Source organism: Flavobacterium sp. 1, from assembly GCF_002797935.1.
GTDB lineage: Bacteria > Bacteroidota > Bacteroidia > Flavobacteriales > Flavobacteriaceae > Flavobacterium.
In genome coordinates, this window is record NZ_PGER01000001.1 from 580,892 (window position 1) to 600,258 (window position 19,367).

The 19,367-nt window shown below is 33.7% G+C and carries 22 protein-coding genes; 7 read left to right on the forward strand and 15 right to left on the reverse strand.

Annotated elements, in window-relative coordinates; translation table 11 throughout:
- Window positions 1-97: 97 nt before the first annotated feature.
- Window positions 98-1,063 carry a hypothetical protein gene (locus CLU83_RS02525; protein ID WP_100430164.1) on the forward strand — a complete coding sequence of 322 codons (966 nt, stop codon included), beginning with the start codon at window positions 98-100 and terminating at the stop codon, window positions 1,061-1,063.
- Between the two features lie 74 nt (window positions 1,064-1,137).
- On the opposite strand, the gene CLU83_RS02530 is transcribed toward CLU83_RS02525, so the two are convergent.
- The 9 genes from CLU83_RS02530 to CLU83_RS02570 form a co-directional block, all read right to left on the reverse strand.
- Complete coding sequence (locus CLU83_RS02530; RefSeq protein ID WP_100430165.1) at window positions 1,138-1,686, reverse strand: Smr/MutS family protein; 549 nt, start codon at window positions 1,684-1,686, stop codon at window positions 1,138-1,140.
- Window positions 1,676-1,882, reverse strand: a complete 207-nt coding sequence (locus CLU83_RS02535; RefSeq protein WP_232726946.1) for a hypothetical protein — start codon at window positions 1,880-1,882, stop codon at window positions 1,676-1,678. Before CLU83_RS02535 ends, CLU83_RS02530 begins: the two co-directional genes overlap by 11 nt.
- 288 nt (window positions 1,883-2,170) lie before the next feature.
- Window positions 2,171-3,532: a cell envelope integrity protein CreD gene (creD, locus tag CLU83_RS02540; RefSeq protein ID WP_100430166.1), complete on the reverse strand. Its 1,362-nt coding sequence runs from the start codon at window positions 3,530-3,532 to the stop codon at window positions 2,171-2,173.
- Between the two features lie 27 nt (window positions 3,533-3,559).
- Window positions 3,560-3,880, reverse strand: a complete 321-nt coding sequence (locus tag CLU83_RS02545) for a hypothetical protein (RefSeq protein WP_100430167.1) — start codon at window positions 3,878-3,880, stop codon at window positions 3,560-3,562.
- A 4-nt stretch (window positions 3,881-3,884) separates the two neighbouring features.
- Window positions 3,885-4,541 (reverse strand): DUF1361 domain-containing protein, encoded by a 657-nt coding sequence (locus CLU83_RS02550; protein WP_100430168.1) that lies wholly within the window; start codon window positions 4,539-4,541, stop codon window positions 3,885-3,887.
- A 24-nt stretch (window positions 4,542-4,565) separates the two neighbouring features.
- Complete coding sequence (locus CLU83_RS02555; protein WP_100433584.1) at window positions 4,566-4,979, reverse strand: hypothetical protein; 414 nt, start codon at window positions 4,977-4,979, stop codon at window positions 4,566-4,568.
- Between the two features lie 71 nt (window positions 4,980-5,050).
- Window positions 5,051-5,347, reverse strand: coding sequence for a transcriptional regulator (locus CLU83_RS02560; protein ID WP_100430169.1), 297 nt, complete (start codon window positions 5,345-5,347; stop codon window positions 5,051-5,053).
- Between the two features lie 3 nt (window positions 5,348-5,350).
- The gene (locus tag CLU83_RS02565; protein ID WP_100433585.1) at window positions 5,351-6,022 is read right to left on the reverse strand and encodes a YiiX family permuted papain-like enzyme; all 672 of its coding nucleotides are present in this window, start codon (window positions 6,020-6,022) and stop codon (window positions 5,351-5,353) included.
- A gap of 90 nt (window positions 6,023-6,112) precedes the next feature.
- Window positions 6,113-6,718: a hypothetical protein gene (locus tag CLU83_RS02570; RefSeq protein ID WP_100430170.1), complete on the reverse strand. Its 606-nt coding sequence runs from the start codon at window positions 6,716-6,718 to the stop codon at window positions 6,113-6,115.
- A 76-nt stretch (window positions 6,719-6,794) separates the two neighbouring features.
- Between CLU83_RS02570 and CLU83_RS02575 the strand changes: the two genes are divergently transcribed.
- Entirely contained in the window at window positions 6,795-7,145 is a 351-nt protein-coding gene (locus CLU83_RS02575) for a DUF1801 domain-containing protein (RefSeq protein ID WP_100433586.1), read from the forward strand.
- 42 nt (window positions 7,146-7,187) lie between these two features.
- Here the strand turns inward: CLU83_RS02575 and CLU83_RS02580 are convergent, their stop codons facing one another.
- The 4 genes from CLU83_RS02580 to CLU83_RS02595 form a co-directional block, all read right to left on the reverse strand.
- Window positions 7,188-8,048 (reverse strand): hypothetical protein, encoded by an 861-nt coding sequence (locus CLU83_RS02580; protein ID WP_100430171.1) that lies wholly within the window; start codon window positions 8,046-8,048, stop codon window positions 7,188-7,190.
- A gap of 99 nt (window positions 8,049-8,147) precedes the next feature.
- Window positions 8,148-9,062, reverse strand: coding sequence for a hypothetical protein (locus CLU83_RS02585; protein WP_100430172.1), 915 nt, complete (start codon window positions 9,060-9,062; stop codon window positions 8,148-8,150).
- Between the two features lie 18 nt (window positions 9,063-9,080).
- On the reverse strand, window positions 9,081-9,899 hold the full coding sequence (kdsA, locus tag CLU83_RS02590) for a 3-deoxy-8-phosphooctulonate synthase (RefSeq protein WP_100430173.1): 819 nt from the start codon (window positions 9,897-9,899) through the stop codon (window positions 9,081-9,083).
- Between the two features lie 259 nt (window positions 9,900-10,158).
- Window positions 10,159-10,608, reverse strand: coding sequence for a 2-dehydro-3-deoxyphosphooctonate aldolase (locus CLU83_RS02595; protein WP_100430174.1), 450 nt, complete (start codon window positions 10,606-10,608; stop codon window positions 10,159-10,161).
- Between the two features lie 165 nt (window positions 10,609-10,773).
- Between CLU83_RS02595 and CLU83_RS02600 the strand changes: the two genes are divergently transcribed.
- Window positions 10,774-11,331, forward strand: coding sequence for a YeeE/YedE family protein (locus CLU83_RS02600; protein WP_100430175.1), 558 nt, complete (start codon window positions 10,774-10,776; stop codon window positions 11,329-11,331).
- Window positions 11,332-11,334: 3 nt separating this feature from the next.
- Window positions 11,335-11,748, forward strand: coding sequence for a DUF6691 family protein (locus tag CLU83_RS02605; protein WP_100430176.1), 414 nt, complete (start codon window positions 11,335-11,337; stop codon window positions 11,746-11,748).
- A gap of 408 nt (window positions 11,749-12,156) precedes the next feature.
- On the opposite strand, the gene CLU83_RS02610 is transcribed toward CLU83_RS02605, so the two are convergent.
- Both CLU83_RS02610 and prmA read right to left on the reverse strand, forming a co-directional pair.
- A complete protein-coding gene (locus CLU83_RS02610) occupies window positions 12,157-12,432 on the reverse strand; it encodes an ATP-dependent Clp protease adaptor ClpS (RefSeq protein WP_100430177.1) in 276 nt (91 codons plus the stop codon).
- 40 nt (window positions 12,433-12,472) lie between these two features.
- A complete protein-coding gene (prmA, locus tag CLU83_RS02615) occupies window positions 12,473-13,306 on the reverse strand; it encodes a 50S ribosomal protein L11 methyltransferase (protein WP_100430178.1) in 834 nt (277 codons plus the stop codon).
- Between the two features lie 587 nt (window positions 13,307-13,893).
- Here prmA and CLU83_RS02620 point away from each other — a divergent pair.
- The 3 genes from CLU83_RS02620 (at window position 13,894) to CLU83_RS02630 (ending at window position 19,338) form a co-directional block, all read left to right on the forward strand.
- Complete coding sequence (locus CLU83_RS02620) at window positions 13,894-15,561, forward strand: hypothetical protein (protein ID WP_100430179.1); 1,668 nt, start codon at window positions 13,894-13,896, stop codon at window positions 15,559-15,561.
- A gap of 332 nt (window positions 15,562-15,893) precedes the next feature.
- Window positions 15,894-17,033: a hypothetical protein gene (locus CLU83_RS02625; protein ID WP_100430180.1), complete on the forward strand. Its 1,140-nt coding sequence runs from the start codon at window positions 15,894-15,896 to the stop codon at window positions 17,031-17,033.
- Window positions 16,993-19,338 (forward strand): hypothetical protein, encoded by a 2,346-nt coding sequence (locus CLU83_RS02630; protein ID WP_100430181.1) that lies wholly within the window; start codon window positions 16,993-16,995, stop codon window positions 19,336-19,338. Before CLU83_RS02625 ends, CLU83_RS02630 begins: the two co-directional genes overlap by 41 nt.
- Window positions 19,339-19,367 lie beyond the last annotated feature (29 nt).

The following is a 19,367-nucleotide window of genomic DNA, read 5'->3' on the forward strand; positions in this document are numbered from 1 at the left end:
TTAAAAAAACATAAAGTGACAGCAAACCATACGTTTTTGGTGCGTAAAGTTTACGGAACAAATTAAATATTATATTTTTGTTCAAAATAAAAGAATAATGAAACGATTTATAGGGGTTTTATGTTGTGCAATTGCTTTTTCAGCCTGTGATGATGGAGATTTAGTAGTAGATACAATTAATTTTGATGAAATAGCTACAAGTACTTGTGGAGATGCAAACAATTTACTTTTTAAACTTAAAGACAGTGAATCTTTGATTTTGAATATACCTGATGATGTTTTTAAAGAAACTTTTAAGGAAGAACCTACTGAAGACAATGAGCCGATTAAATTAAATATCAGTTCGACAAACCAAGTGGTCTATAACTTTTATGATGGTAAAGTGACTTCTGATAATATCTGTGATTTGATTCCTCCAGCAACTCCTAAGGTAAAAACACAATGGAAGGCTTCCTCTGGTGTTATCGAAGTTAAAACTGAAGCTGTAAAAACATCAAATGTGATCGATAATAGTACTAAAATAACGGGTTATAAGCATAATGTTATTTTTAAAAACATCACATTTTCCAAAGGTGACGGTACTACTCAGTTTTATGAAAGCTTTATATTCGGCGATTATTTGAAAACGATAACTCCATTGCCATTGGCTTTTGATCAGCCATTATCTCTTTGTGATAACAGCGGTTTGGTTTATGAATCTAATGCCACCGAATCATTAACACTTAATATTGATCCGGCATTAATTCTTAATGAAGTTACACCTGCAGATAAGCCAAGAACAGGAACAATAGGATTGGTTAAGAATAAATTAGTTTACCGCTTGTTTAATAGCGTTGTGACTTCAGATTATTTTTGTGCAACAACGGAACCGATAGTGCCAACAGTTAAGCAAGAATGGTTAGGTAAAGCTGGAGCTATTATTGAAGTTACCACTACTACAGTAACTGCTAATACTTTTAAACATACTATAGTCCTAAAAAATGTTAGCCTTGAAAAAGGCAACAGCAATTTCTTATTGGGAGATAAATACTTATATGGAGAGCTGCAGACTATTAAACCATAAAGAGAAAAAAGTCTAAAAAAAACGTCAATGCTAAGATAAGTATTGACGTTTTTTTATGGAATATAAAGAAGGAGTTATTTGTTTTGCTTAAAGTAAACTTCGGTGGCACCTTGACCATATTTTTGATAATTGGCATCCTGAAAAACGATATTGTCATAACGTCCTAAAAGAAAATCCAATTCGGCTTTGAGGATTCCTTCGCCAACGCCGTGAATAAAAACAATTTTCGGAATTCGATTGCGGATCGCAAATTCGATATGGCGCTGGGCAGTTTCGGCCTGCAGCGTCAAAATATCATAATTGGACATGCCACGTTTATTGGGAACCAATTTTTCGATATGCAGATCAAATTCAGGAACAGGCAGTTCATTCTTGTCTTTTTTCTCTTTTACAAAACTGCGCGGTTTTGGGATTTCCTTTTCCTTTTTTATTTCATTGATATTAATGCCCTTGATTCCTTCCATCAAATTGCCCGATTCGCCAATTTTAATCAGTTCGCTGGAAGCATAATTCATCACAAAACCATCTGTCGTTTCTATAGTTACTATCTTGTCTTTGACGGATAAAACAACACCATCGACGGCATCATCCAGCACCGAAACTTTATCTCCTTTATTGAACATCGTCTTCGTTATTATCTTGGTTTTTACTTGGAGTTTTGCTGCTTAAACGCATCATTCCCATCATGAAGATGATTATGGCAACCACCATTACATACACATTTTTATCGGCACTTGTCTGTTCGTAGAAGGCAACGCCAATGGCTAAGATCATTATCAGAATTACAAATTTTTGCATCATTTCATTTTCAGGCTTCAAAAATACTAAACTTTAGGAGAGTATTGTTGAAAGTGGTATAGAAATAATGGCGTATCTCCTTGTGAAAAACTAAGTTCGTACCTCTCTTATTTTCACAAGGAGTCGAGCTTTTGGCTTTATCTTTATTTTTTTAAAGGAAAAAAAATAAAGGATATCGCCTCAATCCCTTACGCAAAAGGACTTCGAGAGAATAAATGCCCTAGCCCAGATAGAAGCGATATCCTTTTATGCCGGGGTTCGGCATAAAAGATATAGCGGATAGCTGGAATAGCTCCTAATTGTTTCACTTTATTTATTCCAATCAATTTTTCTTGAAAAGTACATTACTGCCGCCAATATGCAGAATAAACCGATGCTTCCTACTAATAAAGCGTAGTTTTCTAACTGGATAATGACGTAGATAAAAGTGTATAATCCCGTGAGTGAGGCTGCAATAAATAACGGAAATTTACGTCCTTTTAGGATTGAAACAGAGTACAATGATATCAATGTAATGACCGCTAGTGCTGCAATCAGGTATGCTTTCATGAAACTGCTGTGCTCTGTGATGGAAATAAGCAGGGTGTAAAATAAAATTAGTGCCAGACCAATCATGGAATATTGAAAAATGTGAATTCTGATTTTGCTGATCGATTGAATCAGAAAGAATATTAAAAATGTTAAGCCAATTACGAGAAAGCCATATTTAGCCGCTCTTTCGTTTTGTTGGTATTGGTTTACCGGAATTACAAAATCGACTCCAAAAGCATAGGTTCCTAAATCAGGCAGATTCTCGAAGAATTGCTGTGAAAAAGCTCTGTTGATGTGCAGGATTTTCCAGTTGGCTGTAAAACCGTTAGCATCGATTTTTTTTTTGGTTTTGTCATCTGGAAGAAAATTGCCTGTAAAACTTGGTGAGCTCCAGTTGGATTGCATGCTTAGCTGTGTGGTTTTGCCAATAGGCACCATTTTTATCTGTTTGCTTCCGTTATAAGTGATATCAAAACCAAAGTTGGTTTTAGCTGTTTTTAAAATGCTTTTCAGATCAATAAAACCAGTCTCTAGAGCTTGTGTGGAATCGTTTGGATTTGTACTGTAAACAGGTTCGAAAGTGAATTTTGTACCGCCAAGATTGATTTTCACTTCGTCTTTAATGCTTTTTAAATTGGTGGTTTTGATCAAAATTGTGGCTTTGTTCCATTGAATGACTTCGGCAGGAATATTTTTACTGCTAAAATCGGGCTGAATGTAATTACCTTCAAAATTCATTTTGGAACTATAAACGACCGATTCGTAATTGTTTCGGTTAAGCACTTTGGTCACTACAATGGATTTGGCTTTTAAATCTTCGGGAAAGAAATAAGCATATTTGGTAATTGCTTTTCGCTGTTTTACAGTTTCATTTGTTTTTTGGTTGATGGATAAGGTTTCGTCAAAAGTGGTGTAAGGAACTTTTAATATTGGTCCATAGAAATAGACGCTTTCTCCCCATTTATCATTGATTTCGGTAATGACTTCTTCCTGGCGAAACGAACGTTCGGTTATCAGGCTTTTGACAAATTCCAGCGGAATCAGCAATACTAAAGTTAATATCCCAACCATAATCATTTTGGCGGTATTGGATTGAAAAAATGGTGTTGGTGCTGGGTTTTGGTTTTCTGTTGTTTCCATGTTTTTTGTTGTTTATAGAGTTAAAGATTATAATAGTTTGAATGAATCTGCAATGATGTAATACAAGAATGCAACTGGGATATTGCTCAATAAAATCGAGATTCTTAACACAATGTATTTCCGCTGTTTCGGCAGAATGTAAAAATGATGAAGCAGGTTAGCGAGCATAATAATGTTGAGAAGAGCTGCCAGAACAATAAAGACAAATCCAATAATCAGAATAAATGAATTGTCTGTTAGCGTTAGAAAAAGAATAAAAAACAGGGTGCCAATTGTAAAGCATCCAAGCGCAAGTTCGGTAGAAGCACTGCCATCAAAAGGCTCTTCTTGAATTAAAACAGTTTTCATAATTTTATTGATTTATAGTTGAATAGATTTTTTTTAAGGATAAAAACAAATAGATATAGGTTCCAAAATAAAAGGAAAATAGCAACGCATGAGCAGATGACACAGCGAGAAATATGGCTCGGACTATTTCTAATGGATCACTGATGATATCCCAGCTGTTATACCGGAGAATTCTACCCAGATAGATTCCGACTCCGCATAAAAAACAGATTGCAGGCATTAATAAATTGGTGATTAGGGTCGAAGTGTAGGTTTTTATGATGTTTTCAAATTCTATCAGAGAAATGATGCCAAGCGTAAATCCAATTAATGCGTAGGAACTTATGACAACCAAATCAAACCAAAATAAATGACTGTTTGATTGTGATAAATGGATCAAATCGGTAAGAATGTAAAAGGAATTTGGCAGAAAAAGAAGCCAAAGAAAAAGAAGCGAGAGTGTTTTAACTTTACTTTTTTGAATAGTAATTTGAGTTTTTAAATAGCTGATAAAAAAGTAAGGAACGAAAGCAAGAAATAGATTCCAAACCAAGAAAAAGAGATAAATGGTATTAGTTAATTTGGCACGGATAACGAGCAAAATCAGGCAATAAATTGTAAATAAAAATAAAACGCTGTTAATCTTTTTGTTACTGTTGAATAGTCTGATGATGAGTTGCATAGTTTTTAGATTTTAAAAGTTTTTTTATGATTGCCTTTGGTTATTATATTTTTTTAGTTCTGAAGTAATTAATCCTGATGTATAAACAACTGTAGAAATAATAGCTGCGAAAATAAAACCTATTATAAATGAAAAATTTCTTCCTGTGTCACTGACTAATTTTTGCATTGCTTCACTTTGTTTAGGCGTTATTTCTTTTCCGCCAAACATTCCGTCTTTGTCTAGGTCATAACGATTTAAATCCCATTGATAATAAATATCGCGTAAGGCTGCATTTCCTACTATTAATAAGTAGAGTACAAAAAAAACTGTCACATTTGTCCATAGTAATTTGTTTTTACCGAATGTTAGTTTATTATAAAAAGCTATTATACAAAGTCCAATAATTGAAATAATTGTTGGTATTGCTAAGTGATATGGTATTGTTATTTCTTCCATTAAATCAATATTTTTTTGTTTAAAAATAAAAAGTACTTTGAATTTCAAAGTTTAAAATCAAAAAAAAGAGCTTAGCGTTTTTGTATTAATTTTTCAAGGGCATTGACATGATCTTGGAATGCTTTACGCCCTTCTTTGGTTGCCCTGTAGCTTGTATTTGGTTTTTTTCCTATGAATTGTTTTTCAATACCAATGTAGTTTTCTAGTTCTAAGGCTTTGGTATGACTGGCTAAGTTACCGTCGGTAACTCCTAATAACTCTTTCAAAGTACTAAAATCGGCAGATTCATTGACCATCAGAACGGACATGATTCCCAGTCGGATGCGATGGTCAAAAGCTTTATTGATATTTTGAATAATATTTTTCAAATCTTAGTAAGTATCTATTATCGTGGTTACTATTTTGGATTGTTCTAGGTTTGATGGCGCTACAACATTTTCCTCTAGCGGAGTTTTGGTACCATATCTTTCTGCTAATATTGCTTGAACCCGAATGTCTTTTAAATTAAAATCTTTCAATTTTTGTAATGGACACAATTCGATTCCAGCTCCGTTTTTGTATATTTTCCAGATCAATTCTGAGCAATATATTTTATCATCAGACCATTCAAAATAGAGGTCATAATCTTTGTTGTTTAATGATTTTCCATAGGCTTTCATTTTTTGCAGTGTTTCAGCATTGAGTATAGTTGACGCATTTTTTAATCGAGTTACTACAAAATGATTTTCTTTTCCGTGGGTAATCCAAGCTTCGAGAGGAGTATATTTTACAGGCTGTACCGCTTCAAAAACATACTTTTTCCCTTTCTCAATAAAAACAATGCCACAAAGAGAAAACTTAGAATTGGTTGCTATTCTAACCGCTTCACATTGTTTGGATTCTGAAGTCTGAAAAATCATGTCGCCTTCTTGAATTTTGTCTAACAAATTTTCAGGACGTTTGCCAAAAAGAATATTTCCAAACATGGAATTGGCAATGAACAAAGCACAGCCAAAACTCATCAGAAAGGTGATTATCGCAAAAAGATATTTCGTTTTTTTCATGCCTTTGCTTTTGGATTCCATATTATTCCTTAAAGATTCACTATTTTATTAATTTTGCAGTTATTATGTTTTTTATCTGAATACTGCTTTCTAATTCCTGTCGTACTTAAAGTGCATCATACTTCCATAAATAATGTGGCAGAGTCCGAAACCCAATGCCCAAAATTCTAATCCATATCCAGAAAATTCGGTAGCCAAAAGTCCTATTATGATAATCGTGATGCCTAAATAGCGCACATCTCTTAAGGTATATTTGCTTGCATTTACGCAGGATAATCCATAAAAAATAAGGGTTACAGGAGCTATTAAACCGTAGCTTCCGTTTCGCAGTAATAACAGTCCGAAAACTCCTCCGGTAATCAGCGGAATCAGGAAGTTGATTAACATTCTTTTGGAAGAAGAATTCCAAGCTGTTCCTCCTTCTTTTTTCGCTTTATTAATAGTAAGCATTAATGCTGTTCCGACAGATAAAAACAAAACGCTAAAAGCAGTTAAGACAAGCATTTTGAATGTATTGCTCTCCAAAGTGATAATGTTGCTGTCGTGATTTTGGATTAATTCATGACCAATATAGGCACCAATCAAAGCGTAAACACCAGCCAAAATTCCAGACAAACCACTCAATGAGATAAACTGTGTGGATCTGTTCATCATGTTTTTTATATCACTAATGTCTTGTAAATATTTCTCTTCCATATATAAAGTACTTTGAATTACAAAGTAAATGATAAAATTTATAATTTGCAATACTATTTTTAATTATTTTTATGGAATGAAGCTAACAGACGAATATATCTACCGCCAACCCGAAAAGTATCAAGCAATACTACTGCATTTGATTAGCGTATTTGAACAGCAAATTCCTGAATTAGTATTGCTTTTTAAATGGGGAATACCTTATTTCTATTACAATAAAAGACCATTTTGTTATTTGGCGCCCAATCACAAAAAAGGCTTTGTCGATGCTGGTTTTGCTAGAGGATTTGAACTGAGAGGAAACCAAGAGTGTCTTATTGGCGAAAAAAGGAATACTGTAAAATCATTGCGCTACTATAATTTAGAGGATATTGATAATGCTGTTCTGATTGATGTGATAAGCGAAGCTGTTACTTTGTATAAATAAAAAAATCTCCCGAAGGAGATTTTTATTATCTGATAAGAAGATTTACAATCTGAAGATACCACCAAAAGAAATAATAGTTTCTCCATACCAAAAGTGGTGCTGTGCATGGTCATCAGTATATGTAGTCCTTACATCGGTCATATTGATATAACCGCCTTTTAATTCCGTTTGCATATAAAAATGCTTGAAGAAAGTGAAATTCAAACCTGCATCTGCAGAGAATCCGTAACCCGAAATATGAAACTCATCATGTCTTTGTTTTCCCAGAACGGTAGCATCTGTTCTTGGCACCAATATCCCCATGCCAAGTCCTTGAGTGAAATTCAGCTGAAAAATATCAGTATTTCTGATGCCGAATAATGAAGAAATATCTACATAATGAGCAGCTTCGGTAAAAACATAATTTAATCCGTTGGTATGCTCAAACTTTAAAAACTTACCATCAGACAAATCTACTGATTCATTGTTGTAGGTTCCGTTGAATTGAGAACCAACTTCAGATGAAGGCAAATTAATACTTCCATTAATCATCGCTGTCTGATTTTGGGTCATTACATATTTCATGTGATCAATACCAATAGAAACATTAAACTTGTCGTGAAAGAAATATCCAACTTTCCAATTGGTCTGAGACGAGGTTAAACTTCCCGGTTTAATATAATCGATATTCCATCCTTTTGGCAAATCATGCGACTGTGCATTTTCTACAGTAAAATTATATCCTTCTCCCTCAAAATGAATATCAGAAGTAGTGTAATAAGCTCTGTTTCCTCCCCAGTGTGCAAAGAATTTCCCTTTGTTGTGAGCAGTGTACAATTCTGTAGCTGGAGCATTGTCTTGTGCGAAGGTATTAACAGTAAAGAAAAGAACTAAAAAAGCAGTATGTAAAATTTTTGTTTTCAATGTCTTTAAATTTGATTAATAATTTTTATTAAAGTAACTAAAATCTATCTTATAATAAAAAATCTCCCGAAGGAGATCTTGATTTTATGTGAGACTATTTTATAATCTAAAAATACCTCCAAAAGCAATAATTCTTTGGAAAAAGAAGAAATTTTGTGAAGCTTTATCATCACTATTTGTTGTTGTTCTAATATCTTGCATGTTGATGTAACCCGTTTTTAGCTCACCTTGTAGATAGAAATATTTGAAAAACGTAAAGTTAATTCCCGCTTTTGCAGATAAACCATATCCAGAAACGTGAAAATCATCATGACGAGGCATTCCTAACAAAGTAGTATTTGTTTTTGGATATAAAAGCCCGGCTCCTAAACCTTCAGTTAAGTTAATCTGAACTTTATCTGTATTTGGTAATTTAAATAATTTCGAAATATCGTCATGTCTGGAAACCTCAGTATTAATATAGTTCAAACCATCTGTATGTTCGTACATTAAAAAAGCAGTACCATTTGGCTGAACAACATTTTTCTCAAAACCACCTTCCTGAGCACCACCTTGAGACATATCTACAGGAGTATTATTATAAACTCCGTTGTAAATAGATCCAGATTGATCAGCAGGTAAATTAATATAACCAGTTACATTAGCCGTTTGAGCTTGGCTCATTACATATTTCATGTGATCCCAACCAATAGCAACACTGTAATGGTCGTTAATGAAATATCCCATTCTAAAGTTAGTTTGCGGAATTGTCATGTTAGCAGGATTCACGTAATCAACATGCCAACCTTTTGGTTTGTCGTGAGCAACCATATTATCAACTGTAAAGTTGTAATCTTTTCCTCTGAAGTTCACATCAGATTCAGTATAGCTTTCTCTGTTACCACCCCATGAAATGAAGAATTTACCTTTATTGTGTGCAGTAAATTTTTCAGTAATTTGCATGCTGTCTTGTGCAAAAGCACTAATTATAAGAAAAAAGGATAAAAAAGCCGAGTAGAATAATTTTGTTTTCAATCTGTAGGTTTTAAAATTTTAGAATTGGTTTATGGTTTTTCTAATGGCAACCAATTTATTCATCAATGGTTCAAAGTAATCTAGGTGTAACATATTAGCACCATCACTTTTAGCATTAGCTGGGTCAAAATGAGTTTCGATAAAAATACCATCTACGCCAACAGCGATACCGGCTTTGGCAACGGTTTCAATCATATCAGGTCTTCCCCCGGTAACTCCTGCAGTTTGATTTGGCTGTTGTAAAGAGTGCGTTACATCCAGAATTGTGCTGGCGTATTGCTGCATAGTTGGAATACCGCGGTAATCAACAATCATATCTTGGTAACCAAACATAGTCCCGCGGTCTGTAACCATTACATTTTGATTGTTGCAGTCCAATACTTTTTGTACAGCATGTTTCATGCTTTCAGGACTCATAAATTGCCCTTTTTTCAAGTTTACTACTTTTCCGGTATTGGCAGCAGCCACAACTAAATCAGTTTGACGAACAAGAAATGCAGGAATTTGCAAAACATCTACATATTCTGCAGCCATAACAGCATCTTCGTTAGTATGAATATCGGTTACAGTTGGCACACCAAAAGTTTTGGATACTTTTTCAAGTATTTTAAGTGCTTTTTCATCACCAATTCCAGAGAAACTGTCAATTCTGGAACGGTTCGCTTTCTTAAAAGATCCTTTGAAAACATAAGGAATTTGTAATTTATCAGTAATGCCAACCAATCGTTCGGCGATTCGCATTGCCATTTCTTCACCTTCTATAGCACATGGACCAGCAAGCAAAAAGAAGTTACCGCTCTCAGTATGTTTGATTTGAGGTATATTTTGTATGTTCATATTGTGTTTTTTTTGAAAGTGCAAAGGTAATCTGAATTTGCGGTTTCCGAATTAGATTTTGTATTTATTTTTAAAAGCATCAGCGCAATAATTAGGAGCTTAATCCAGCTATTCGTTACAAGTCCTCCTTCAAAAAACTTTTTTTCTAAAGTAATAAAAGGAGCTTCCTGCCGGTCGCTCTTTTATTACTAGAAAAAATAGTTTTTTTTCAGTCCGGGCTTTCCACTTCTATCTGGGCTAGGAGAATAAGTGTTTGTGATTATAATTTTTTCAGACTAAGACCTACTGGAACCATCAGCTGACCTCTTTCATAAATGTTCAGATACAAAATAATCGGAGTTTTTAAGCCTTTCCATTTTAACTCATATACATCAAGAAAACCGGCTCCCATGTCACTTGTTTTAGTTGGAAACGGGCAGCAGTTTTCTAATTTGGTAAAAGTTATTTTTTCTCCCTTTGGTCCCGCCAAAGCATTCAGGAAATATCGCTGGTTGATTGTGTCATTCTTTGTGTCTCCATAAAAGATGTTGATAGGGTAATCTTTATTATAGCCATATTTTTTGTCTTTGCTGTAGGCCGTAATTACAAATGCATTGTTTTTTACAACAGGAAATGGTGCAGAATTGTCTACATTTTTTATTGAAGATTTAATGCTTCCGCAAGAAGTCATAAGCAGGGCTAAGGTAATGAATAAGATTATTTTTTTCATTTTGACGGTTTAAAATTTTAGGTGATGCGATTCTACTACAAATATAAAAAGAACTTTACTCGATTATCAAAATCTAATCAGAAACCGCATAAAATTTTGTCAAAAAACAGATGAATAGATAGATATATCAAAATCTTTTATATTTGTAATCAAAACGGATAAACTATGAACGCAATTTTTCAAACATGGCCTTGGTATGTTTCGGGCTTTTTAATAGGAATGGTGATGCTCACACTAATCTATTTTGGAAAGAATTTTGGTATGTCTACCAATCTTCAATCGTTGTGTTCCATGACCGGGTTAGGAAAGCGTATTGCTTATTTTGATTTTGACTGGAAAGCAAACAGATGGAATTTTGTTGTAGTTCTTGGTGCTATGGCGGGAGGTTTTGTTGCCATGCATTTTATGAGTGATCCTTCTAATGTTTCAATTAACCCGCAGACAATTGTGCAGCTTTCCCAACTGGGAATTGATGCTCCTGATGGTCAGTTAATGCCAAAAGCTTTATTTGGAGAACAGATTTGGCAATCTCCCAAAAGTATTCTGATACTTCTTGGTGGCGGAATTTTGATTGGTTTTGGAACACGTTATGCTGGAGGATGTACTTCTGGACATGCAATTTCGGGATTGAGTAATCTGCAGTTGCCTTCTTTGAAAGCGGTAATTGGTTTCTTCATCGGCGGATTGATTATGGCTCATTTTTTATTACCCTTATTATTTTAGATTATGAACGTATTAAAATATTTTTTGGTAGGTTTCTTTTTTGGAATCGTGTTAACCAAGTCAGAAGCGGTTTCGTGGTACCGTATTTATGAAATGTTTCATTTCCAATCTTTCCACATGTACGGAATCATAGGAGTTGCTGTTATGACTGGAATCTTAGGAATCCAAATTATAAAAAGAAAAAACATCAAAGATATCAAAGGTTTACCTATTGAAATTCAGGAAAAAGAAAAAGGTACTGCCAGATATTTAATTGGAGGGATTTCGTTTGGTTTAGGCTGGGCATTGGTGGGTTCTTGTCCCGGACCAATTTTTATATTGATAGGTGCAGGATTTTTGCCTGTAATTATTGTGCTTATTGGAGCATTGATTGGAACTATTATCTATGGCGCTTTAAAAAGTAAATTGCCTCACTAGATACTGACTGGTACTGGATCTAAAGTTTAGGTTATTCGCGGTTAAGCAGCTGCAAATTAAAATGATTAAAACTTTGTAACCATTTTAATTTGCAGCTGTTTCTTTTTTTGTGCGAAGTTAATAACCTGAGTTCGATTAATACATCACAAAACTTGTTTACAAATAAATTATATCAGTTAATGTTCCTGCAAGGTCTTTTTCGAGACCTTGTAGGTATCTTATCATTAGTATTCATACCTACAAGGTTGAAAAAACCTTGCAGGATATCCAATAAATAACAAATTATTGAATAATCGAACTCAGGTTAATATCATTTAAATCTGGAATTTATTGTAATAAAAAAGCCTATTCAAGATTGTACTTCTTGAATAAGCTGATAAAAACTCATTTTTGGAATGGTATCGTAACTTAGATTATTTCAGCACTCAAACCTGCTTCTAATAATCCGGTGCATTGTATTTTTAATTTATCATATTCGCCAGTTTTTACAGTACATTTTCCGTTAAAATGGACTATAAGTGAACATTGTTCTGCTTGAATAGGAGTGTGGCCGCAAACACGAACTAAAGTTTTAATAACATGGTCAAAAGTATTTACATCGTCATTGTATACTATGATTTCGCTGTTTATAGAAGTAACTTCCTGCTCTCTTCTTTTTTCTTTTACTTTTTCTATTGTACTCATGCTTTTAGGTTTTTGTACATCGTTAATTTAAAGAATTGTACTAATTTACGTATTTTAATGATACCCAGTTATTTTTTTGGAACTTTTTTATATAAGTCAGTCCTTTTTCTGTGCAGGAAGAATCAATATAAGGAATGTCTTCTTCGTAGAAACCGCTAAATAATATAGTTCCCTTTGGGTTCAAACTGTCAACATAGCTTTGCATGTCATTCAGCAAAATATTTCTGTTTATGTTAGCTATGATTAAATCATATTTTTTGTCTTTCAATAAGGCAGCATCTCCTTCATAAACGGTTATATGTCTGCAATTATTGCGCTCGGCATTTTCGATAGAGTTCAAATAACACCAGTTGTCAATATCGATGGCATCAATAGGCTGAGCTCCTTTCATTTCGGCAAGTATTGCCAAAATCGCTGTTCCGCAGCCCATATCTAATGTTTTCATTCCCATAACGTCTATTTCCAGCAAATGCTGAATCATCATGTGCGTAGTCTCGTGGTGACCAGTCCCAAAACTCATTTTGGGTTCAATTACAATGTCATATTCGGCATCAGTTTTTGGGTGAAAAGGTGCTCGAACATGGCAGTTTCCTTCAACATCAATAGGTTCAAAGTTTTTTTCCCATTCTTCGTTCCAATTTACCTGCTCAATTTCTTCGTAGCTATAATCGATTTTAAATTCTTCTGAATGCAGTATTTGAATGTCATCCAGTATCATTTCATCCCAAAGATTTTTTTGTACGAAGGCCGAAATTCCAGTTTCGGTTTCGGTAAAGCTTTCAAATGCTTTTTCTCCTAATTCTGCGATTAATATCTCCGATCCCAGTTCTTTAGGTTCTATGGTAAAATGATATCCTATATAAATGTTTGACATGTTTAAATTTTTTGCAAATATAATGATATAAGATGCGCAGGGCAAACGCGGGAGTTATTTTTACCGCAGATTCGCAGATTTTAATAAAAAGGCTATACCAATCAACCCTTTTTTGAGAAATTTGCGCAAATTGAATTCTTTAAAAATTACAAAATTTAGCTTTTTTAAAATAAATCTGTGAATTTGCAGTTATTATTAAAACTTATGCGTTTGGTCTGATAAGATGTATTCCTTTTTTTGAAATTTAAAATATTTTAAGTTATTGCTTATTGACTTGATTTTGAAAAAGCTTTCTCCTAATTTTCTGTTTCAGCATATAGTTCACAATAATATTTTGTAAATGAATTAATTGTCTTTTTATTGATCCAAAGATGTTGGCCTAAAACTTTTTTTTGATCTGGTTTATACTTTTTTTGGATGATATAAAATATGATTTTTATCATGTTTTTAAAAATATAACTACCTGAATAACAGATAATTAATCGTTAAAATATCATGTTTTTGTTTTATATTTTTTTATATTTGTAGTACTGTTTTAAGAGAGTTTGAAGCAGTACTATTTTAATAATCAAATTAATAAATCTATTATGAAAAAAGTTTTTATTTATACCGTAGCAGCACTGTTTTTTGTTGTATTGGGGCATGCACAGGATATAAAGCAAGTAAAGAATGCTATCGATGCAGAACAATATGAAAAAGCAAAAAATATTTTAGAAACAATTACAGCATTAAAACCTACTGATGGCTATGCAAAATTTCTTTTAGGAAATGTTTGTTTGTTAATAGGCGATCAGGAAACAGCCAAAAAGCATTTTGATACAGGGATTACGTATTCTTCCAAAGGAAATTTCAATTATATAGGATTGGGAAATATTGCATTAGACAAGGGAGATACTGCCGAAGCTGAAAAATATTTTACGCTAGCAACTAAAAATAGCAGTAAAAGAGATTTAGATGAAAAAGTGTTCATAGGCAAAGCTTATACTTTTTCTGAACATCCAGATTATCAAAAAGCAATTGAGATTTTAAGCAAGTCCAGAGAGATTGATCCTGCTAATACTGATGTTTTATTGACTTTGGCAGATGTTTATAAGTTGAACAAAAAACAAAATGAGTCCTACGAATGCTATCGTGAAGCTTTTCGATTGGATAATACTTTGTTGAGAGCAAAAATGGGACTAGGGACATTGATCAAAAACGCTCACAATTTTCCAGCAGCGTTAACTTCCTTTGACGAAGTAATTGCATTAAATCCTAATTATGGACCTGTTTATCGTGAGCTTGCTGAGACAGAATATCTTTGGGCTTTAAATGATGCCAGAAGATATGATGAGCATATCTCAAAAGGATTGGCTTTCTATGAAAAATACATGTCTTTAACAGATTATTCTTTAGATTCCCGTATGCGTCATGCTGATTTCCTTATTTTGGCCACTGATTATAAATCCCTTGAAAAAGAAGCTAATGAAATGAGTAAACTGGATAATGTTAATCCAAGAATATATCGTTATTTAGGGTATTCAGCTTATTATAATAATAATTTTGATACCGCTATAAGTTCGTTATTATCGTTTGTATCAAATACTTCAAACCGTGTTATTGGCAGAGATTACTTTTATATTGGCGCTGCAAAATTGAGTAAAGGATTGATTGCGGTTCCTATTGATAATGCATTAATTAGTGATGCAATTTCAGATTTTAAAAAATCATTTGAAATGAGCCCAGCTGTTGCTGCCGAACTTCCGGAGCAGGCTAAAAAATTATATGAGAAAAAATTATATGCTGATGCTGCTTCTGTTTATGAAATCGCAATTGCAAATACAGAGACAAAATCCTATTTAATGGATAATTTCTTTTTTGCTTCATCAGTTTATTGGTCTTATTATAATGCCGAAAATTTAAATCCGCAACAGATTGAGCTATTAAAAAAAGCTGATGCTTCTTTGGATGTAATTATTCAGGCCTCACCATCAACTCAGGATGCTTATCTTTTTAAAGCGAGAATACAGGTCTTGCTTAAAAATGATATCCTAGTGGCAAAAAATTATGAAGATTTTATAGAGGCTGCTAAAAAGAAAAGTGTTGATGAATTGAGTACCAAAGGGATGAAATCTAAATTAATAGAAGCCTATAATAATTTGGGGGTTATTTATGCAGTCAATGATAAAATAAAAGCAAAAGATACTTTTAATAAAACATTAGGAATTGATCCTGCCAATCAATATGCAGTAGATCAGTTAAAGTTATTGCAGTAAAGGTTGATTTATTTGATTATTAAAAAACCAACGGCTGAATGCCGTTGGTTTTTTTATTGGTCATAGGTTAGCGTTTTAAGTCCTGCAGGTAATATTAAACTCTTTTAGATTAAAATATTAGATTCTTTTTGTTTGCTGCATTGACAAAAAACAGGAAGTTTTTTTCTTGTGAATAAATGAGTTCTAAGGCAATCGGGTTGTTTCCTAGCTGTTTATCTGCGCAGTAATTCAGATAATTTGATGTGTAAAAGATACTTTAATTTTAAAGTTTTTGTTTTAAAATATAAAGGGATTAGTATTAAATTTGGTGAGAAATAATAATTGTATAGGTAATGAAAAAAGCAATTTTAATTTTCTTTTTGTCTGTGGTTTTGGTTAGCAGCAGAGGGATAAAACCTGACGTGATACGTTCTTTTTGTTATTGGAAAACCAATCATGAAGCTAGCCAAACTGATGATTCGCTTGCAAAATCGATGCAGCTTAACCACATGTACGTCCGTTTTTTTGATGTGGATTGGAATCCTTATGCAAATGAGCCATTGCCTGTAGCTACTATACGTTCTGTGAATTGGGATATGGAGAAAATGGAGATTACACCCAGTATTTTCATCACCAATGAGGTATTGCTTTTGGCTAGTAAAAAGCAATTGGACTCACTGGCAAACAGAATTAGGAAAAGAGTCGGCAGCGTACTTGAGGAATACCAACTGGAGCAGGCTCGAGCAAAGGCATACCAAATTGTTCAAAAAACATATAATTCCAGCGCTCAAGATCATAAAATTTGGCTCAATACTGATTCTGTTGCCAAAATAGAGAAGCAAAAAATAAAGCTGAACTGCAAGGAGATTTTGATTGATTGCGATTGGACAGAAAAGTCAAAGAAGAATTATTTTTATTTTTTGCAAAAGCTCAAAATGAATTTTCCTCAATATGCTCTCTCGGCTACAATAAGGCTTTGGCAATATAAGTATAGGAATAAAGCGGGTATACCGCCAGTTGATAATGGGTTGCTGATGTGCTATAATTTAACAAGCCCTACGGATTATAAATCTAAGAATTCAATCGGAACCAGTAAAGAGGTTGAAGAGTATATTGTTCAGGACGGATATAAATTACCGTTGAATTTTGCTTTACCACTGTATAGCTGGTCAGTAGTTTTTAGAGGAAAAGTGTTTAAGGGAATTTTGTCAGATTATGAAGACTTTGTGAAAGATACGGTTCGTTTCAAGAAAGTTAATGTTGATCACTACGTATTTCAAGATGATGTTTTGATTGGAGATACTTACTTTAGAAATGGTGATGAGATTAGGACTGAGAAAATTTCGGATGCCGAAATTAAAAAGATAATTGGAATACTGAAATCTAAAATTGTGGTAACGGATCAAACTAGAGTTACCTTTTTTTCATTTGATAAAAAATACATAAACGATTATGGAATTGAGACAATATCCAGTTATTATTCCCTTTTTTAGCCTTTTATTCTTTTTGTTTGGATTTAACGGCGCTTTAGCCTGTGGCTGGTCCGAAAGTCCAGAGATTACCCGATTGGCTTTATTTCGTGCTGAGCGAAAGGATTTTTTGAAGCTTCGATTTTTGACATATTCAGCAGATAGTTATGCGTCTCCGAATGTTTTCTCAAATCAGGACGAACTGAAAAACTGTCTTGAATGGCAAAAGCAATTGAGTATGGATATCAATCCGAATGACGTGTACACCATTTTGTATGAAACGGATTCGGAGGTGTTTCAATCGGCTTATCAATCAAAAACATTGGGAAAAGTTTTTGCCAAAAACAGCTTTGTCGAGAGACTTTTGCTTCGCAAAAATAAAAAGTTTCTAGAGTATTTGATTTTTGCAAAAAAACTTGAGTACAACAATATTGGCGGAGGCAAATGGGAAACTTGGAATAACTTAAATTATGGTTATGATAATACAGCTAAATTATTTGCAGATATAGGTGATTACGACAAAATATTTAGCTCTGCCAAAGATGGATTCCTGAAAAGGCGTTATGCTTTTCTGCTGATACGAATGAATTATTATGATGGAAATCCGCAGGAAGCTGTTCGATTGTATGATGATTATTTTGCTTCCAAACCCGATACGATTTTAACTCCTTGGGCTTTGTATTTTAGAGCGCTATGTGCCGATGATCAGGCATTGCAAAATTATTATTTGAGCCAGGTTTTTGTTTCTTGCGATGAAAAAACTAATGCCGTAATGCAGCATTATGACCGATCATTGACTGCGGAGACTTTGGCTTTAGCCCAAAACGAAAGCGAAAAAGGAAATATTATGGCATTAGAATGTATGCGTAATCCTTCTCCGCAATTGGAAACATTAAAACAGATTTATGCATACTGTCCAAATTCAATTTATTTCAGTTTCTTGGTAGGCAGGGAGGTCAACAAACTCGAAGATTGGATTTTTACGCCAAAGTATACCCAAAACAGTCCTTCGGTAGTTTTTGATAATGAGGAATGGTATCAAGACTATGAGAAAGCCAAAGCTGAAAATTTGACTAAGGATATGCTCTATTTAAAAGACCTGGAGAAGTTTTTGATTGAAATTCTGAATTCGGCCAAAGGTGAACAAAAGGATTATCTGTGTTCGGCTATTGCACAGCTGTGTTTTATTGATGATCAAATAGGTTTGGGTAAAAAATATGTGGATTTGATTTCGGAAAATGCAAATGAGTCAATTGTTTTGCAGTCCAAAATTCAGTTAGCACTAGTGGCTTTGAAGCAAAAGAATATTGAGAGCGAAGCTACAAAGGAGCTGTTTTTTGAGTGTTTTAATTCGCTTGAAAAAGCGGTTGGACAGGATCATAGCCTTTTTAAAAGCATGTACAGTTTTTGCAGAATCACAGCTCAAAAATATGCCGAAAAAGGAGATCAAGCCACAGCGGGACTACTGTTTATGAAATCGAACATAAAGAAGAATAATGATTATTTTTGGGATTATAATCCTTATTTTTATGCTTACTTGGGGTATTTTGACCGCTTTGCCAAGGTGAAAGATATTAATAATTTAATGGCTCTTATTGTCAAAAAAGATAAAACAGCTTTTGAAAAATACATTTGCGCCGGCACAATAAATACTGATCTTAATGTTTACAAGGATTTGAAAGGAACGATTGCTTTTAGGGATAACAACTTGCAATTAGCCTATCAAACCTTTGCTGAAATGCCGAAGGATTTTTGGAAAAAAAATTATGAGTTTAAGAATTTTTTAAATGAGGATCCCTTTTTTCCAAAAATACTGATAAGTAGCAAGGAAAGAAAATTTGATTATGTTTTTAATAAAGCTGCATTTCTAAAAACACTTTTGGAACTTAAAGAGAAAAATACTGCCACAAGCAATTTGAAATTGGCTCACGCTTTTTTTAATGTTTCGTGTTGGGGGAATTCATGGATGATGGTTTCCTATGGCTGGAGCGGTTATTCGGGCGATGACTACTCTGATTATATTTATGGAGGGAATCGATCAGAGCGGGAAAAAAAGTTTCAAAGAGGAAATTATTACAATTGCAGTCTGGCCAAAATGTATTATCAAAAAGCGCTGTTTCTTTCCAAAAATAAAGAAGAAAAAGCATTGGCAAGTTTAATGATTTTTGAATGTGATTACGTTAGTTTTTCAGCAAAGGCTAATATATTGGGAGAAGAAAATCTGAGGTTTAAGCCAGGAGAGGAAATTTACACCTTTAATTCGGCGTACAAAAACACCCAAACTTTTAAGAAATACAATTGTCCATTGCTGCAGGACTTTATTCAATAGCAATTATTTGGTAAAAAAAAGCAGTGCAT

Bases quoted from the DNA above. Each gene is read 5' to 3' on its own strand.
- CLU83_RS02570 (WP_100430170.1), bottom strand. From the start codon at position 6,718: ATGGAAGAGAAATATTTACAAGACATTAGTGATATAAAAAACATGATG.
- CLU83_RS02620 (WP_100430179.1), top strand. From the start codon at position 13,894: ATGAAAAAAGTTTTTATTTATACCGTAGCAGCACTGTTTTTTGTTGTA.
- CLU83_RS02625 (WP_100430180.1), top strand. From the start codon at position 15,894: ATGAAAAAAGCAATTTTAATTTTCTTTTTGTCTGTGGTTTTGGTTAGC.
- CLU83_RS02555 (WP_100433584.1), bottom strand. From the start codon at position 4,979: ATGGAAGAAATAACAATACCATATCACTTAGCAATACCAACAATTATT.
- CLU83_RS02530 (WP_100430165.1), bottom strand. From the start codon at position 1,686: ATGTTCAATAAAGGAGATAAAGTTTCGGTGCTGGATGATGCCGTCGAT.
- CLU83_RS02525 (WP_100430164.1), top strand. From the start codon at position 98: ATGAAACGATTTATAGGGGTTTTATGTTGTGCAATTGCTTTTTCAGCC.
- CLU83_RS02545 (WP_100430167.1), bottom strand. From the start codon at position 3,880: ATGAAAACTGTTTTAATTCAAGAAGAGCCTTTTGATGGCAGTGCTTCT.
- prmA (WP_100430178.1), bottom strand. From the start codon at position 13,306: ATGTCAAACATTTATATAGGATATCATTTTACCATAGAACCTAAAGAA.
- creD (WP_100430166.1), bottom strand. From the start codon at position 3,532: ATGGAAACAACAGAAAACCAAAACCCAGCACCAACACCATTTTTTCAA.
- CLU83_RS02600 (WP_100430175.1), top strand. From the start codon at position 10,774: ATGAACGCAATTTTTCAAACATGGCCTTGGTATGTTTCGGGCTTTTTA.
- CLU83_RS02630 (WP_100430181.1), top strand. From the start codon at position 16,993: ATGGAATTGAGACAATATCCAGTTATTATTCCCTTTTTTAGCCTTTTA.
- CLU83_RS02550 (WP_100430168.1), bottom strand. From the start codon at position 4,541: ATGCAACTCATCATCAGACTATTCAACAGTAACAAAAAGATTAACAGC.
- kdsA (WP_100430173.1), bottom strand. From the start codon at position 9,899: ATGAACATACAAAATATACCTCAAATCAAACATACTGAGAGCGGTAAC.
- CLU83_RS02565 (WP_100433585.1), bottom strand. From the start codon at position 6,022: ATGAAAAAAACGAAATATCTTTTTGCGATAATCACCTTTCTGATGAGT.
- CLU83_RS02575 (WP_100433586.1), top strand. From the start codon at position 6,795: ATGAAGCTAACAGACGAATATATCTACCGCCAACCCGAAAAGTATCAA.
- CLU83_RS02605 (WP_100430176.1), top strand. From the start codon at position 11,335: ATGAACGTATTAAAATATTTTTTGGTAGGTTTCTTTTTTGGAATCGTG.
- CLU83_RS02610 (WP_100430177.1), bottom strand. From the start codon at position 12,432: ATGAGTACAATAGAAAAAGTAAAAGAAAAAAGAAGAGAGCAGGAAGTT.
- CLU83_RS02595 (WP_100430174.1), bottom strand. From the start codon at position 10,608: ATGAAAAAAATAATCTTATTCATTACCTTAGCCCTGCTTATGACTTCT.